This window comes from Streptomyces sp. ID05-26A (genome assembly GCF_033794685.1).
In the GTDB taxonomy this organism is placed as follows: Bacteria; Actinomycetota; Actinomycetes; order Mycobacteriales; family Pseudonocardiaceae; genus Lentzea.
This window is the reverse complement of the sequence record NZ_JARAYZ010000003.1, coordinates 603,294-619,291: the sequence shown is the minus strand read 5'-3', so window position 1 is coordinate 619,291 and position 15,998 is coordinate 603,294. Positions and strand designations below refer to the sequence as shown.

At 69.8% G+C, this 15,998-nt stretch carries 11 protein-coding genes; 3 read left to right on the top strand and 8 right to left on the bottom strand.

Annotated elements, in window-relative coordinates; genetic code table 11:
• Nucleotides 1–19: 19 nt before the first annotated feature.
• Together PV646_RS30135 and PV646_RS30130 are read right to left on the bottom strand one after the other, a co-directional pair.
• The gene (locus tag PV646_RS30135) at nucleotides 20–1,063 is read right to left on the bottom strand and encodes a LacI family DNA-binding transcriptional regulator (RefSeq protein WP_500345666.1); all 1,044 of its coding nucleotides are present in this window, start codon (nucleotides 1,061–1,063) and stop codon (nucleotides 20–22) included.
• Between the two features lie 218 nt (nucleotides 1,064–1,281).
• Complete coding sequence (locus PV646_RS30130) at nucleotides 1,282–2,616, bottom strand: glycoside hydrolase family 6 protein (protein ID WP_500345665.1); 1,335 nt, start codon at nucleotides 2,614–2,616, stop codon at nucleotides 1,282–1,284.
• A gap of 475 nt (nucleotides 2,617–3,091) precedes the next feature.
• On the opposite strand from PV646_RS30130, the gene PV646_RS30125 reads away from it, so the two are divergent.
• The 3 genes from PV646_RS30125 to PV646_RS30115 all read left to right on the top strand — a co-directional run bounded on the left by PV646_RS30125 (nucleotide 3,092) and on the right by PV646_RS30115 (nucleotide 7,192).
• Nucleotides 3,092–4,468, top strand: a complete 1,377-nt coding sequence (locus PV646_RS30125; protein WP_500345664.1) for an endo-1,4-beta-xylanase — start codon at nucleotides 3,092–3,094, stop codon at nucleotides 4,466–4,468.
• 115 nt (nucleotides 4,469–4,583) lie between these two features.
• A complete protein-coding gene (locus PV646_RS30120) occupies nucleotides 4,584–5,909 on the top strand; it encodes an extracellular catalytic domain type 1 short-chain-length polyhydroxyalkanoate depolymerase (RefSeq protein ID WP_500345663.1) in 1,326 nt (441 codons plus the stop codon).
• Between the two features lie 17 nt (nucleotides 5,910–5,926).
• A complete protein-coding gene (locus PV646_RS30115; protein ID WP_500345662.1) occupies nucleotides 5,927–7,192 on the top strand; it encodes a CE1 family esterase in 1,266 nt (421 codons plus the stop codon).
• A 49-nt stretch (nucleotides 7,193–7,241) separates the two neighbouring features.
• Here the strand turns inward: PV646_RS30115 and mmuM are convergent, their stop codons facing one another.
• From mmuM to PV646_RS30085, 6 genes are all read right to left on the bottom strand, one after another.
• Entirely contained in the window at nucleotides 7,242–8,135 is an 894-nt protein-coding gene (mmuM, locus tag PV646_RS30110; protein WP_500345661.1) for a homocysteine S-methyltransferase, read from the bottom strand.
• Between the two features lie 142 nt (nucleotides 8,136–8,277).
• The gene (locus tag PV646_RS30105) at nucleotides 8,278–9,300 is read right to left on the bottom strand and encodes a LacI family DNA-binding transcriptional regulator (protein ID WP_500345660.1); all 1,023 of its coding nucleotides are present in this window, start codon (nucleotides 9,298–9,300) and stop codon (nucleotides 8,278–8,280) included.
• Nucleotides 9,301–9,533: 233 nt separating this feature from the next.
• Nucleotides 9,534–11,282, bottom strand: coding sequence for a glycoside hydrolase family 6 protein (locus tag PV646_RS30100; RefSeq protein WP_500345659.1), 1,749 nt, complete (start codon nucleotides 11,280–11,282; stop codon nucleotides 9,534–9,536).
• Nucleotides 11,283–11,302: 20 nt separating this feature from the next.
• A complete protein-coding gene (locus PV646_RS30095) occupies nucleotides 11,303–11,770 on the bottom strand; it encodes a hypothetical protein (RefSeq protein WP_500345658.1) in 468 nt (155 codons plus the stop codon).
• Nucleotides 11,755–13,029 (bottom strand): lytic polysaccharide monooxygenase, encoded by a 1,275-nt coding sequence (locus PV646_RS30090; protein WP_500345657.1) that lies wholly within the window; start codon nucleotides 13,027–13,029, stop codon nucleotides 11,755–11,757. The genes PV646_RS30095 and PV646_RS30090 overlap by 16 nt, the downstream gene beginning before the upstream one ends.
• Before the next feature lie 11 nt (nucleotides 13,030–13,040).
• Entirely contained in the window at nucleotides 13,041–15,917 is a 2,877-nt protein-coding gene (locus tag PV646_RS30085; RefSeq protein ID WP_500345656.1) for a glycoside hydrolase family 48 protein, read from the bottom strand.
• Nucleotides 15,918–15,998: the final 81 nt, after the last annotated feature.

The window sequence follows — 15,998 nt, the reverse complement described above, 5'->3', positions numbered from 1 at the left end:
ACCTGCGAGCTTCCGTCTGTTAACGCGAACAACTCGGTGCCACCGAACCGCCCAGCCGCACCGGCATCGGCACCCGGTGGATCGACGGGGACCGGGAGCCACGCCCCTCCACCAGCTCGAGCAGGATCTCCACCGCCCGTTCGCCGAGCTCGTGGTGCGGCTGGGCGATCGTGGTGAGCCGGGGACGCATCCAGGACGCGACGGGGTGGTCGCCGAACCCCAGCACGGACACGTCGCCCGGCACGGAGAGCCCGGCGTCGGCGAGAGCCTGGTACGCGCCGAACGCCAGGCGGTCGTCCAGGCACACCAACGCTTCCGGCCGGTGGTGGCGCAGCAGCTCCCCGGTCGCCTCGTACCCCTCCTCCGCCGTCCACTCAGGACAGCGGTGGGCACCGGCCACCTCGACCCCCGTGGCGGCGAACACCTCGCGCAGGCCGGTGAGGCGGTCCACCGCCGCGACGCCGTGGGCCGGGACGTCGTACGGCCCCGGTCCGGCGCCGATCAGGTGCACACCGCGGACGTGCCCGGCCTCGACGAGGACGCTGGCCGCCGAGTGACCGCCCCGCACCTCGTCGGACACCACCGACGGAAGGCCGGAGCGGATCCCGGGGATCGTGTTGAGCAGAACGGCAGGGCCGTGCCGCAGGCTGCCGGGCACCGCGGCCGTCCGGGTGCGCAGGGCGGCGAACACGACGCCGTCCGCCTGCCGGTCGCGCATCGCCTCGACCAGGGCGCGTTCCACCACCGGATCTCCGCCGGACTCGCTGACGAGCAGCATGAACCCGCGCCGGTACGCGGCTTCCACCGCTCCCTTGACGACGTCACCGGCCGGGCCGGACGCCTCGGCCGTGTCGAGCACGAAGCCGATCGTCCGCGACAACCCTGGACCCGGCCGGGTGCCGCGCCGGTACCCCAGCTCCTGCGCGGTGGACCGCACGCGTTGTTCGGCCGCCTGGGAGATGCGCAGCTCCCGCGCGCGCCCGGTCAGGACGAGCGAGGCCGTGGTGATCGACACCCCGCTCGCCGCCGCCACGTCGGCCAGGGTCACGCGCGATCGTCCCACCGCAGATCCGCCTCCTGCCGCACCGGGAACCCGGCCGCGTACCAGCCCGAAGTACCGCGGAAAGTCCGTGATCACACGCTGGACGGGTCCGGCGGAGCGAGCCGTGGGCCGCCTCGCGGCCGGGATCCCTTCTCCTCCACCACCTTCACCGTCCCCACTCCCCAAGACACGGAGGGGTCCCCGGCCGTGCAGGCCGGGGACCCCTCCTTCTCACCGCGTCAGGAGCAGGCGACACCGTTCAGCACCGGTGACGAGAACGGTGGCGTGCCGCCGTAGTTGGCGTTGTACCCGATGCTCACCTGGGCACCGGACCCGATCGAACCGTTCCAGGCCGCGTTCGCCACCCGGACCTGGTCGCCCGTGTCGGTCCACGTCCCGTTCCAGCCCTGGGTGACCGAGACCCCCGGCGCGGAGAACGTGAAGGTCCAGCCGTTGACCGCCGCGCCGCGGTTCACGATCACGACCTCCGCGGAGTACCCGCCCTGCCACTGGCTCGTCACGCGGTGGGTCGCGGTGCACCCGCCACCGGGGTTGCCGCCACCCGACGTGGTGGTCGTGGTCGTGGTGGTGGTCGTCGTCGTGATCGGTCCGGCCGCCATCGCGAGCTCGTAGGCCCGTTGCGGCACGAACTGCCCGGCCGGCGCGATGCAGCCGTCCGACTCGCCCGGCAGCTTGATCCACAGGAACGCCTCGATCCTCGAGTCGCCCGTGTTCGTCGTGCTGGGTGTGCCGATCGCGCGTCCCGCCGGGTCGCACCACTCGCTGCCCGCGGGACCGTTGCCGTTGCGGCTGGTGTCGACCACGGCCTTGAGACGGCCGTCACCGACGGCGTTGAGCACGTTCTTCGCGAAGTTCACCTCGTCGGAGGTGGCGCGGTAGTTCGACACGTTGGTCGAGATGCCGTCGGCGCTGTTGGAGATGTCCGCGCCGCGCAACCGGTTCGCCGCCTCCGCCGGGGTCAGCCACGAGGAGTGGCCGATGTCGAAGTAGACCTTGGCCTGCCCGGAACCCGACTTGAGCTTCTTGCCCGCGTAGGCCATCGACGCCTTGGTCTGGTTCTGCTGGTCCGCGTTCTGGCAGTTGGTCATCAACGGCAGCACGTCCGGTTCCAGCACGATCGTCGCCGGACGTCCGGCGAGGCCCGCCGCGACCTCGTCGACCCAAGCCCGGTAGGCCGTGTGGGAGGGCGCCCCGCCACCGCTGGCGCCTCCGCAGTCGCGGTTCGGGACGTTGTAGACCACCAGGATCGGGATCTTGCCGGCCGCGGCCGCCGCGCCGACGAAGGAGCTGACCTCCGACCGCACCGTCGAGGTGTTGGTCGTGGTGTACCAGCGCGCCTGCGGGACCGACGCGATGCGGTCGCGGATGACAGCCGCCCGCGAGTCGCCGGGATTGGCGGCCACCCACCGCGCGCTCGAACTCGACGGGTCGACGTAGAACGCCGACTCGGCGGCGCTGACGGTCGCGCCGCCGCTGATCACCAGGGCCGCCACGCCGGTCACCGCCGCGCCCGCGAGCAGAGTCGCGCTCGCGCCCCGCTTCCACCGTGTCATCGTGTCTCCAGTTCGCTCGGTCGAGGTGATTCGGTTCTCGCAGCGCCGGTGCTGTCCGGACGTGAGAATCGGCGACGCGGGAGCGCTCTCATACTTCGGAGCAGCTAATGCGAGTTCGGGTCAACGTAACCACGGAACACTGAATCGTCAACGCCGGAAGTGTGAATGGCCGACGCCGCAGAAGAAAGTTTCGAAACTTCTCCGGAAAATGCGATCAAGGCGGTGACGTGGTAGTTGGGAGCGCTCCCTCATCTGCGATAGGCCGTTCAGGTCAACCGCAGTCGAATTCGACGGCGACTTCTTGTGAGCGCCGACGAACGGCTGCGACACTCCGGAACGGCAACGGCGGGCAACGACGGAACATCTCCGTCAATTCTCACCGCCCACCGAGATCCGGCAATGGCGCACCGGGTCCGGCCATCCGTCCTGCCCATCCCCCACCCTGCATTCGGGTTGACCTCGGAAAGTGTGGAAGATGAAACTGACATCGAAGTCAGTGGCGCTGATCCCGATCATCGCCACGGTCGCGACAGCGTTTGTCGGCGCCACCCTGATCGCACCCCCTGTCGCCAACGCGGCGACCACCCTCGGTGCCGCGGCCCAGCAGAGCGGCCGGTACTTCGGCACCGCAGTCGCCGCGGGCCGGCTCGGTGACTCGACCTACGTGGGGATCCTGAACCGCGAGTTCGACATGGTCACGGCCGAGAACGAGATGAAGATGGACGCGACCGAGCCGAACCAGAACCAGTTCAGCTACGGCAACGGCGACCGCATCCTGAACCAGGCTCGCAACCAGGGCAAGCGGGTGCGCGGACACGCTCTCGCGTGGCACTCCCAGCAACCGGGCTGGATGCAGAACATGTCCGGCACCGCCCTGCGCAACGCGATGCTCAACCACGTCACCCAGGTCGCGACCTACTACCGCGGCAAGATCTACGCCTGGGACGTGGTGAACGAGGCGTTCGCCGATGGCAGCAGCGGCGCGCGTCGCGACTCCAACCTCCAGCGCACCGGCAACGACTGGATCGAGGCCGCCTTCCGCGCGGCCCGCGCCGCCGACTCCGGCGCCAAGCTCTGCTACAACGACTACAACACCGACGACTGGTCGCACGCCAAGACCCAGGCCGTGTACCGGATGGTGCAGGACTTCAAGTCCCGCGGCGTCCCGATCGACTGCGTCGGTCTCCAGTCGCACTTCAACCCCAACAGCCCGGTGCCGTCCAACTACCAGACCACCCTGCAGAACTTCGCCAACCTCGGCGTCGACGTGCAGATCACCGAGCTGGACATCGAGGGCTCCGGCAGTGCGCAGGCCCAGAACTACCAGAGGGTCACGCAGGCCTGCCTCGCGGTCGCGCGCTGCACCGGCATCACCGTGTGGGGCATCCGCGACACCGACTCGTGGCGTGCCTCCGGCACCCCGCTGCTCTTCGACGGCAACGGCAACAAGAAGGCCGCGTACAACTCCACGCTGGACGCGCTCAACGCGGGTGGCGGCCCCGGCCCGACGACCACGACCACTACCACCACCACGACGACGACGACGAGCAACGGCCCCGGCCCGGGCGGCTGCACCGCGACGGTGTCGCTGAACCAGTGGAACGAAGGGTTCGTGGCCACGATCAAGGTCACCGCGGGCTCCAGCGCGTTGAGCGGCTGGACCGTCACGACCACCTTGTCGAGCGCCACGGTCACCGGCTCGTGGAGCGCGAACCGCAGCGGCAACAGCGGAACGGTCAACTGGACCAACGTGGACTACAACGCCAACGTGCCCGCGGGCGGGTCCACCGAGTTCGGCTTCCAGGGCAGTGGCAACGGATCGGGCCTGAACCCGTCCTGCGCGGCGCGCTGACACCGCCCCACACCGAGGCAGGCTCCCGCGGAGCGGACGTGACGTCCCCCGCGGGCGCCGGCCTCGTGGCGGTTCAGCGCCCCGATCCCTTTCCCAGCAAGAGAACGAGGTCGTCGTGACCATCCCGAACTCCATCCAGCGGCGCAGGACCACGCGGCACGTCGCCGTCGTCGCGGCTGTGCTGTCCCTGCTCGCCGCCGTCGGCTTCTCCCTCGTGCCGCAGCAGGCACTCGCCGCGTCCCTGGTGCCGGTCACCGGTTTCGGCGCCAACCCGACCGGCCTGAACATGTACGTGTACGCACCGGACCGGCTCGCGGCCCGTCCGGCACTGCTCCTGATGGTGCACTACTGCACCGGGTCCGCGAGCGCGGTGCACAACGGCGGCGGGCGGGAGTTCGTCAGCGCCGCCGACCGCTACGGGTACGTGATCGTGTACCCGGAGGCCACGCGGGACGGCCGCTGCTTCGACGTGTCGACGCAGAACGCGTTGCGCCGCAACGGAGGCAGCGACTCGACCGGCATCATGTCGATGGTGTCGCACGCACGGCAGCGGTACAACGTCGACCCGGCGCGCATCGTCGTCGCCGGTATCTCCTCCGGGGCGATGATGACCAACGTGCTGGCCGCCGAGTACCCGGACGTGTTCAGCGCCGGGTCGGCCTTCGCCGGTGTCCCCGCCGGGTGCTTCGCCACGACCGACGGGTCGCTGTGGAACAGCCAGTGTTCGGGCGGGAACCTGCAGAAGACCCCGCAGCAGTGGGGTGACCAGGCGCGGGCGATGTTCCCCGGCTACACCGGGAGCTACCCGCGGATGCAGCTCTTCCACGGCACCAACGACACCACGCTGGCGTACCCGAACTTCGGCGAGGCGCTCGACCAGTGGACGAACGTGCACGGCGTGAGCAGGACTCCGGTCTCCACCGACCAGCCGCAGTCGAACTGGACCCGCACCCGGTACGGCGCGACGGGCGTCGTCGAGGGCATCAGCGCCCAGGGCACCGGCCACGACGTGCCGACCGCCGGAATGGTGGGGCACGCCATCACGTTCCTCGGCCTGGACCGCCCGTCGACGGATCCCACGACCACCACCACTACGACCACCACCACGACTCCGCCGCCGTCCCAGGGCTGCTCGGTCAAGGCGGCGGTCAACGCGTGGAACACCGGCCTGACCGAGACGATCACCATCACCAACACGTCGTCGACGGCGGTGAACGGCTGGAAGCTGCAGTTCACGCTGCCGGGCGGACAGACGATCACGGGTGGCTGGAGTGCGACCTACTCCCCCTCCACCGGCCAGGTGACGGCGTCGAACGTCTCCTACAACGCGCAGATCCAGCCCAACGCCCAGATCTCGATCGGCTTCCAGGCCACGCACACGGGCAACAGCGGGGTTGCCAGTGGGTTCACCCTCAACGGCGTGCAGTGCGCCGTCGCCTGACGACCGGAGGGACGACGATGTTCCACCAGAAAGGCAAGTCCCGGTTCGTGATCGCGGCTGCCGCCGTGAGCGCCGTGGTGTTCCTGGGAGCGGCGGGGATCGCCTCGGGAGGTCCCGAGGCCAGTACAGCGGGGTGCGGCAAGGCACCGGCGTTGACGAGCGGCCAGCACACCATCAGCAGTGGTGGGCAGAGTCGTTCGTACATCCTGCGGCTGCCGCCCAACTACGACAACAACCGCCAGTACCGGCTCTTCGTGGGCTTCCACTGGCGCGGCGGCACCGCGAACGACGTCGACTCCGGCGGTTCCGACGGCTACAACTGGTCCTACTACGGGCTGCGCAAGCTCTCCGACGCCGCGAACAACGGCACGATCTTCGTGGCGCCGCAGGGCAACGGCAACGGCTGGGCCAACCCCGGCGGCCAGGACCTGAGGTTCGTCGACGACCTGGTGGCGTTGCTCGACGCCGGGCTGTGCATCGACTCGACCCAGCGCTTCGCGGGCGGTTTCAGCTACGGCGGCGGCATGTCGTACGCCGTGGCCTGTGCCCGTGCCACCGTTTTCCGCGCGGTGGTCGCCTACTCGGGCGCGCAGCTCAGCGGGTGCGACGGCGGCGCGCAGCCCATCGGGTACATGGGCATCCACGGCATCAGCGACAACGTCCTGGGCATCGGCCTGGGCCGCGGCCTGCGCGACACGTTCGTGCGCAACAACGGCTGCACCGCCCAGAACGCCCCCGAACCATCGGCGGGCAGCCGAAGGCACGTGGTCACGACCTACAGCGGTTGTCGCGCGGGGTACCCCGTGGTGTGGGCGGCGTTCGACGGCGGGCACACCCCGGCGCCGATCGACTCCGGCGGTGACGGGTGGCAGACCTGGACCTCCGGCGAGGCCTGGAAGTTCATCACCCAGTTCGGCGGCAGCACTCCGCCGAGCACCACGCCGTCCACTCCCCTGCCGACCCAGTGGCCGTGCCGGGTGAGCGACACGATCAACGCGTGGGCGGAGGGCCTGACGTCGAACATCACCCTCACCAACACCGGCACGACGCCCGTGGACGGGTGGTCGCTGGTGTTCGCGCTGCCCGGCGGGCAGACGATCACGGGCGGCTGGAGTGCGACCTACTCGCCCTCCAGCGGCCAGGTGACCGCGACGAACGCCTCGTACAACGGGCAGATCGCACCCGGCGCGTCGGTCACCTTCGGTTTCCAGGCGACGCACACGGGCGGCATCGGGAAGCCGGACTGGTTCAGCCTCAACGGGCGCACGTGCCAGATCGTGTGACCTGGCTGCGGTCACGGCCCACCCCAAGGGTCGTGACCGCACCCGGGGCTCAGCGGTTCTCCAGCGCCTCCGCCAGCACCGCGATCCCCTCTGGACCAGTGCGGCAGCATCCTCCGACCAGCCGGGCACCGGCGTCGGCCCACTCCCCCGCCGACGCCGCGATCCCGGTGCCGGCCCCGGTCCACGACCGCTCCTGCGCGTCCCAGGTCTCCCCGCTGTTCGGGTAGACGACGACCGGCAGCCCGGTCACCCGGCGCGCCACGGCCACCGCCTCCGTCACATCCTCCGGCGCGCAGCAGTTCACCCCGACCGCGATCACCTCGTCCACACCGGACACGGCGGCGAACGCCTCCTCCAGCGGTTGGCCCGCGCAGGTCCTGTCACCGCGGACGCTGTACGAGAGCCACGCGGGCACACCGCTGCCGCGCACCACGTCCAGCACCGCCTCGGCCTCGTCGACGTCCGGGATCGTCTCGACGGCGAGCACGTCCGGCTCGGCCGAGCAGAGCGTCTCCAGCCGGCGGCGGTGGAAGTCGGCGAGGTCCTGCCTCGACAGGCCGTACCGGCCCCGGTACTCCGAGCCGTCCGCCAGCACGGCCCCGTACGGACCGATCGACGCCGCCACCCAGCGCTGTCCCTCCACTTCGGACGCTGCCGAGCGGGCGAGCTGGACGCTGGAACGCAAGAGGCGCGCGGTCTCGTCATCACCGATGCCGTGCCGCTCGAAACCGGCGAAGCTCACCTGGTAGCTCGCGGTGATGGCGACCGAGGCCCCCGCACGGTAGAAGGCGAGGTGGGCGGCGCGCACGGCGTCCGGGTCGGTGAGCAGCAGCCGCGCCGACCACAGTTCGTCGGACAGGTCGTGCCCGGCCTGTTCCAGTGCCGTCGACATCCCGCCGTCGAGCACGACGACCCTGTGCGCCAAAGCTTCTGCCAGTTCCACCCGGCGATTCTAGGGCCTGGGAAGGGAGGAGGAGTGCGCGACAGTCACAGATCGCGCACTCCTCCAGGGACGGCCGCCGGGAACGTCCGCGTGTGTGCGCCGCATGTCCACACGCACGGACGCGATCCCGGCAACCGCCCGGTCAGGCCGTACCGCGGTGCGCGGCCGGATCCGGGGTGCTCGCCCGGCGGGACAGCCGGGGCGGCAACAACATCAGGGGTGGAGCCTGCTTCCCCTCGAGCTTCGCGACGAGCAGGTCGACGGCGTGCCTGCCGAGCTCCTCCGCCGGCAGCCGCACCGAGGTGAGCAGCGGTGAGGTCTGCTCGGCCAGTTCGTCCGGGCAGATCGCGACCACGGCGACGTCACCGGGGACCTGGCGGCCCGCCGCGCGCAGGCAGGTGGTGATCCAGCCGAGCGCGGCCTCGTTGTGCACCACCAGCGCCGTCATCGACGGGTGGGCGCGGATCAGAGCCTTGGTCGCCCTGAGCACCGAGTCGTGGTCACCCTCGACGGACAGCGCCGTCGCGGCGACTCCCCGGCGCATGGCGGCCGCGCTGAACCCGTTCATGGTGCGGTGCGCGAAACCGGTGCCACGCCGGTAGACCGCGCTCGGCGCGCCGAGGAAACCGATGGAGCGGTGGCCGAGGTCCGCCAGGTGGTCGACGCACTTCGCCCCCGCGGCCTCGAAGTCGAGGTCCACGCAGGTGAGTCCGCGCGCGGCCGCCGGATGTCCGATGAGGACGGACGGCTTGGTCAGCTGCCTCAGCAGGGGCACGCGGTCGTCGTCCATCTCCACGTCCATGACGAGGAAACCGTCGACCTGGGCGCTGTTCGCGGCCCGGCGCAGACCCGCGGCGCCGTCGTCCGCGGTCAGCAGCAACAGGTCCATGTCGTAGCGGCGGGCGGTCGTCACCGCCGCGGTGACGAAGCGCATCACCGCGGGCAGGTGGGTTCCGGCGCGCAGCGGGAGGACCAGCCCGATCACGTTCGTCCGGCCCGCCGACGCCGTGCGGTCGGAGGCGTGCGGCTGGTAGCCCAGTGCCCGGATGCTGTCGCGGACTCTCGACTTCGTGTCCGCGGAGATCGACCGCTTGCCCGTGAGGACGTAGGAGACCGTGCTCGGGGCGACCCCGGCGTGCCTTGCGACGTCCGCGATGGTGACCACACAGCCTCCTCTCGCGCTTGCGCTCAGTGAGCGTGCCGACACCATAGGGAGCACCTTCTGATGACATCAAGAGTTATGTGCGCGTTAACATTGCGCTTTTCGGGTGGTCCAGACGAATTCCGCACTGTCTGGAAACTTGCTGGACAGAAAACTGTGCCAGGCAGGAAGAGCGTGCCCACACGGCGCGGCCCCAAACGAGGGACCGGCCGCATGAGCACGTTCACATCCTCAGGTCAGAGCGCCGGGTAGGCGTTCCGCATGAGCTCCTGGAACTGCGACGAGAACCACTTGCCGGAAATCGGGGCGTTGCCCAGTGATCCCGACAGGTTGTTGCCGTTGCGCACGTTCCCGGTGTACGTCGGGTCGCACATCCGGTCGAAGCCCTTGCCCTCGTTGTTCGGGATCTCCTCGCTCGCACCGTCGGACTCGCCCGGAGGCTTGACCCACACGTACGCGTCGATACCCGACTCCGGTGCCGCCTTCGGGCGCTCGCCCAGGCCCGCACCCGACTGGTTGCACCAGTTGCCGAGGTGGATGCGGCGGTCCAGCTTGCCGCCGTTGACGTACGCGTCCACGCTCGTCGTCGGGCCGGGGCCCGTCGGCCGGGCACTGCCGCCCCAGCCGTTGCGGCTGGTGTCGATCAGCATGCCGATGTTCGAGTCGAAGCCCGCCTGGACGGCCCGCTGCCGGAACGCCTGGGCGTAGGACAGCTCGTCGACGTAGCGGTTCCAGTCCACCCACTTCGACTGGCGCACCGACGTGCCGTTCACCGAGTCCTCGATCTTGAAGTGCGGCTCCTTCAGCGCGCCGTAGTTCGCGGTGTTGGCGATGAAGCCGACCACGTTCGACTTCGTGCTGCCGGACGCGTTCGCCGCCTGGAACAGCAGGTCGGCCGTCGCGCCGAAGTTGTCGTCCCAGCCGATCCAGCCGTGGTGGCCGATGTCGAGGTAGTTGTAGACGTTCGGCACCGCACCGAGCTTCGCCAGCGCGTAGCCGACACCCGTCACGTAGTTGCCGTTGGACTTCATCGTGTCGCAAGCGGCGACCGCGGTCGGGCGCGGCGAGACGTTGGTGATGAGGTTCGGCAGGGAGTCGATCTCGACCGTGGTGACGATCCGCAGGCCCGAGTAGGCCGGCCTGGCGAGGATCGCCGCGATCGGGTCGATGTACTCCGACTTGTAGCGGTCGATCTCGGTCGCCTTGAGCTCACCGTTCGACGCGAGGGCCGAGCAGTCACGACCCGGCAGGTTGTAGATCACCAGCTGGATGACGAGTGGTGAGCCCGCCGCCTGGCGCACCGCCTCGTCCAGGTGTCCGACCAGGCCGCGAGAGTCCGCCGTACCCGCGATCGCCGCGATGCGGTCGAGCCACACGGCGGTCGGCTGGTTCGCGACCCGGCTGCCGCCGGGCTCCGCGTTCGCCTTGGCCGCCCAGTCCGGGTTGACGTACTGCTTCGCGCCCACGAACGCGTTGTCGACGCGACCCGGGCCGGGGCCAGGACCGTTGGACGTCGTGGTCGTGGTGGTGGTGGTGGTGGTCGTCGTCGTGGTCGGCACTGTGCCACCGGTGCAGACCGTTCCGTTCAGCGTGAACGACGCCGGGTTCGCGTCACCGCTCGCGGCGCCGCTGCCGTTGAAACCGAGGTCGGTGGACGCGCCGGTGCCCAGGTTGCCGTTCCACGACAGGCTCGTCGCGGTCACGTTCTGGCCGGACTGGGTCCAGTTCGCGCTCCAGCCCTGTGCCACGCGCTGGCTGCCGGAGAGGGTGAACTTCAGCGTCCAGCCGCCCGAGATGGCGTCACCGAGGTTGGTGATCTTCACCGCGGCGCCGAAACCTCCGCCGCCCCAAGGGTTCGCCGTGTAGTCGACACGGCATCCCGGTGCGGCGCCCGCGGGTGCGCTCATGGCCACCCCGAGCGTCGCCACGACGGTGGCGACCACGACTCCCGCCGCGGCCCACCGCCTCTGTCCGTTGAGCTTCATCGCTCCGGATCTCCTGTCTCTCAATGGTGCTTTATCTCAATGAGCGAACACGCCGCAGGCGTGCACTCAAGTCTTTTCAGGCCGATGTACTCCATGCCGATCGAGCCGGTGAGGGCGAAGCCGTCCCCGAAGGCGAGGTCCGGGTCGCCCCGGACCTCGCCCTTCGCGAGCGCCGTCCGCCAGGCCTGTTCCAGGCCCGGCTTCAGGACCAGCAGCCCGAGCCGCTCGTAGGGCGGCTTGGCGCAGGTCCCCCACTCCGCGATGAACGGCGCGTAGACCTTCGACCGAACCGGACCGGCGAAGTCCGTGAAGTCGTCGCCCCGCTTGACGGTCGCGCACTCGTCGGTCAGCGCGTGCAGCCACGCGCCGATGCCGTCGACACCTCGGCTGAGGTCTGGGGTGGGTTCGGCGCGCCCGACGAGGAGGACGAACGCGACCGAACCCACCACCAGGAGGGCGACCAGGGCCCTCGTCACCGGATGGCGCACGCGGATCCGTTGAGCGTGAAGGACGTCGGATCGGTCGGAGGCGTGGCCGTCGTCGTGGCGTTGAACCCGAACGACACCGAGCCACCGGCCGGGATGTCCGCGTTGTACGACACGCCCTTCGCCGTGGCCTGCCCGCTCGCGACCGTGACGGTCGACGACCAGGCCTGCGACAGCTGCTGCCCGGACGGGAACGCCCAGACGAGTTGCCACGCGCTGATCGCGCTGGTGCCCGTGTTCGACACCGACACGTTCGCCGTGAACCCGCCGTTCCACGTGCTCGGCCGCGTGTACGCCACCGTGCAGGAACCCGTGGGGGTGCCGCCACCGGTCGAGGTTCTGACCGTGACGCCCGACGACGCCGCCGAGGCGTTGCCCGCGGAGTCCGCCGCCACCACCGTGAACGAGTACGAGGTGTCCGCGCTGAGGCCGGTCACCGTCACCGAGTTCGTGGAGGAGGTGGCGACGACCTGGCCACCGCTGTAGACGCGGTAGGACGACACGCCCACGTTGTCCGTCGAGGCACTCCAGTCGAGCTTCACCGAACTGCCCGTGACGCCCGAAGCGACAGGGGTACCCGGCGTCGACGGCGCGGTGGTGTCCGGCGTGCCGGTGCCACCACCGAACACGACGTCCGAACAGCTGTAGAACGCCTCAGGGCTGTCCGACCGCTGCCACAGCGAATAGATGATGTGGCGGCCGGACTTGTTGGGCAGCCGGGCCTGCCACGCGTACTCGCCACCGGCGAGCGGCGGGTTCGTCACCGAGTTGAACGGCGCCGACTCGAGGTCGGACCACTTGAGCGGCTTCGTCGGGTCGAAACCGTCCTTGGTGACGTACTGATCCCACGTGCCGGGGTGCGGTGCCCATGCGTTGTACCGCAACGTGACCGTGCTGTTCGCCTGCACCTGGGTCGTGGGCCAGTCGCCACGGGTCAGGTTGTAGGCGGAGTACTTCGTGGTGGGACCGCACAGGTTGCCGTCGGGGATGATCTCCCGGTGGCGTCCGGCGGCGTTGCTGATCAGGTTGCCGAACCAGTCCCACAACGGTTGCTTGCCGCCCTGGGCCACCGCGGCGGCACACGCCGGGTTGGTCGGGTTCAGGTCGCCGCCACCGCCGCCCGCGCGGCCGTCCTCGTAGCAGAGGTAGGTACGGCTGCCGGGCCAGACCATCGACCCGTGCGCGACGGCCGTGCCACCGGTGTGCACCAGAACGGCGCCCACCGCGGCTGCGACTGCCAGCAGAGCTATGCGTTTCCTCATCTCGGGACTCCTCACCCGTAGATCTCGGCGTGCAGGGAGAACGCCGTCGCGATCTCGGCTTGCGCCCAGAACCGGTGGTAGGTGAACGTCGGTGCCGGTCCACCGTCCAGATAGGACTGCACCTTCGGCCACTGCGGGTCGTTGCGGAACATCGACCGCATCGACAAGAACGACGAGCCCTGACCGATCTGGTCACCGTTGGGCATCCGCCCGGTCCAGCCGCTGGGCACGTACGGCCCCTCGCGGGTGCTGGTGTTGTAGACGTCGTCGAACCGGTTGTAGTCCGTGCGGGTCTCGGGGGTCGCGATGCCGAGGCTGTCCTGGTGCGACAGCAGAGACGTCAGCAACGCCTCACCCGTGGTCTTGGCCGAGGCGTTGCCCGACCGCGCCGCGTAGTTCAGCAGCACCTTGGCGTACGACGCGGCGATGCCGACGTCCTGGTTGCGGTTGAGCACGCGGACCCGCAGGTTCGCGTTCGCGCCGGGGTTGGTGGCGTTCCACGTGTCCGGCGCTCCCGACCACTCGAGGTCCGAGGGGATCTGGAAGTTCGTGCCGGTCGTGGTGTTCGCGATCGCCCACGGCACCCACTTGTCGAGGATCTTCTTGGCCCGCGCGTCACCGGTCAGCCGGTACAGCGCGGCCGTGCGCTCGATGCCCCACACCTGGAAGCCGAACCACCGGTTGCTCGGCGGGTCGCGCCACACCGGGTGGGCGTCGTAGTGCATGCCGTAGAACGTCGGCGTGCCGGCGGGAGGTGAGGCGTACTGGCCCTCCCAGCTGTTCGTCACGCCACCGGCGAGACCGCCGTCGGCCGACTGCAGCCACTGCAGCATCTCGAGCTGCCTGCTCAGCGACGTCGCCCAGTCCTGCTGCCCGGTGGCGGACAACGGCTTGAGCGCCGGCACGTTCGCGAGAGCATGCGCCGCCAACGGGTTCTGGTAGCCCTGGTGCGAGGCACCATCACCGATGCGCCACGCCCAACCGGCCGACGTGTCGGTCGCGCCGCCCCAGGCGTAGTACCAGGACATCAGGTAGTGCGCACTGTTCTTACCGGTCGCGCCGGGGCACGACGACGGGCTGTTGCAGTTGCCGATGCGCTTGAAGTACTTGTCGAACATGGCGTACCGCAGGTAGTCGCCCATCTTCGCGGACTTGCCGATCTCGCTGGAGATGTCACCGGCCTTGCCCTGCGCCGTCGCCCACTGCTGGGCCAGCAGCGCCACCTGCACCACGCGGGCGTCCGCGTCCGGTGCGTTGGTGTACTTCCACTGCTTGGCGTAGGACGCGTCCTTGGTGAACAGGTCCAGGAAGCCGTTGGGACCGCCGTGCTTGAACGTGTCGCACGAGGGCTGCGGGATCGTCTCCCACACCGACTCCGACGAGCCGCGCTGGTAGGTGTTGATGTACGCGGGCGCCGTCGTGCCGTCACCGCACCGGCCGAAGCCGTAGGTGTTGTCGACGTCGATCAGCCAGTGCATGCCGTAGACGTCCGAGTTGCCGTACGCGGTCTTCAGCTCGGCCGCGATCGGGTCCTGCCCGACCGGGACTGTGCCGTCCAGCGTCGACGGGTAGGCGTCCATCCTCGGGTGCTCCGGCGCGTAGGTCGCCGGCTTCGACGGGTCGTACTTGTCGTTGGTCGGCTGGTCGGCCTTCGCGGGGATGATGAACTTCTCCATCGACGCGAACGCGGACTTGAACGGTGCCCAGTCCCCGGTGACGCGGCCGTAGCTCGCCTCCAGCCACAGGTAGTAGCTGAACGCCTCGGACGTGGTCTGGTGACCGTGGTCCGGTGCCTCCACCATCAGCGTCTCGACCGAGTGGTAGGGCACGAGCAGGTCGCCGAACTTGCGGAAGTAGCCGCTCGCCGGGTCCTTGATCTTGTTGTACTGGTCGAGGAACGCCTTGTTGAAGTCCGAAGTGGACGGATCGATCTCGTTGACCGTGACGCTCGCCGGGCTGTACCCGGTGGCCGAGGCCGTGAACGTCGCCGTGCCGAGCGCACCGCCGTTGTTCGCCGACGCCACCGTCACCGTCTGCTTCGCGGTGCCGGAGAACGTGAGCGTCGTCGGGGTCGCCGTCAGGTCGGTGCTGCCGCTGCGGGCGATCGTGACCGTGACGGGCTGGCTCGGTGCCGTGGCCAGGGAGACGTCGAACGTCGCCGACTGGCCCTGCTTGACCGAGACCGTGCTCGGCGAGGCCACCACCGCGGGTCCGGACAGGACCTTGACCGCGGCCGGTGCCGAGGCCGTGGTGGCGCCACGGTTGTCCGTGGCTCGCGCGGTGATGCTGTGGTCACCGGCCGGCGCCGACGTCCACGTGCCGGTGTACGGCGCGCTGGTGTCGGTCGCGATGAGCGTGTCACCGGCGTAGAAGTCGACCTTGGCCACCGTGCCGTCGGTGTCCTGCGCGGTCGCCGCCAGGGGGATCGTGGCGGGCAGGGTGAAGCTGCTGCCGCTGGTGGGTGCCGTCAGTGCCACGGACGGCGACTGGTTGGGCCCGGTGCAGGACACGCCGTTGACGGCGAAGTCCGTCGGGGGCCGGTTCGCGGATCCCTTGCTGCCGTTGAAGCCGACCTGCGCGGTGCCACCCGACGGGAGCGCGGGCGCCCAGGCCGGGTTGGTCACGCTCACCACGGCGCCGGTCTGCGTGAAGTTGCCGCTCCAGCCCTGGGTGACGCGCTGGCCGTCCGGGAACGTCCAGGTCAGGTTCCAGCCGTTGAGTGCCTCCCCGTCGTTGCGGATCGACACGGCCGCGCCGAATCCGGTGTTCCACTCGTTGGTGATCTGGTAGGTGACGGTGCAGGCCACCGCCAGCGGTGCCGCGACGGCGGGAGTTCCGCCGACCAACACCACCGCCGCAACCGTCAACGCCACTTTTCGTCGAGTCATGCCGCCGCCCTCTCGACAACTGGGAGCGCTCCCAGAGTTCACGGCACTGTAACGTGGACCACATCGGCCAAGTGGCCGCCG

Bases quoted from the DNA above. Each gene is read 5' to 3' on its own strand.
- PV646_RS30130 (WP_500345665.1), bottom strand. From the start codon at position 2,616: ATGACACGGTGGAAGCGGGGCGCGAGCGCGACTCTGCTCGCGGGCGCG.
- PV646_RS30125 (WP_500345664.1), top strand. From the start codon at position 3,092: ATGAAACTGACATCGAAGTCAGTGGCGCTGATCCCGATCATCGCCACG.
- PV646_RS30115 (WP_500345662.1), top strand. From the start codon at position 5,927: ATGTTCCACCAGAAAGGCAAGTCCCGGTTCGTGATCGCGGCTGCCGCC.
- PV646_RS30100 (WP_500345659.1), bottom strand. From the start codon at position 11,282: ATGAAGCTCAACGGACAGAGGCGGTGGGCCGCGGCGGGAGTCGTGGTC.
- PV646_RS30090 (WP_500345657.1), bottom strand. From the start codon at position 13,029: ATGAGGAAACGCATAGCTCTGCTGGCAGTCGCAGCCGCGGTGGGCGCC.
- PV646_RS30085 (WP_500345656.1), bottom strand. From the start codon at position 15,917: ATGACTCGACGAAAAGTGGCGTTGACGGTTGCGGCGGTGGTGTTGGTC.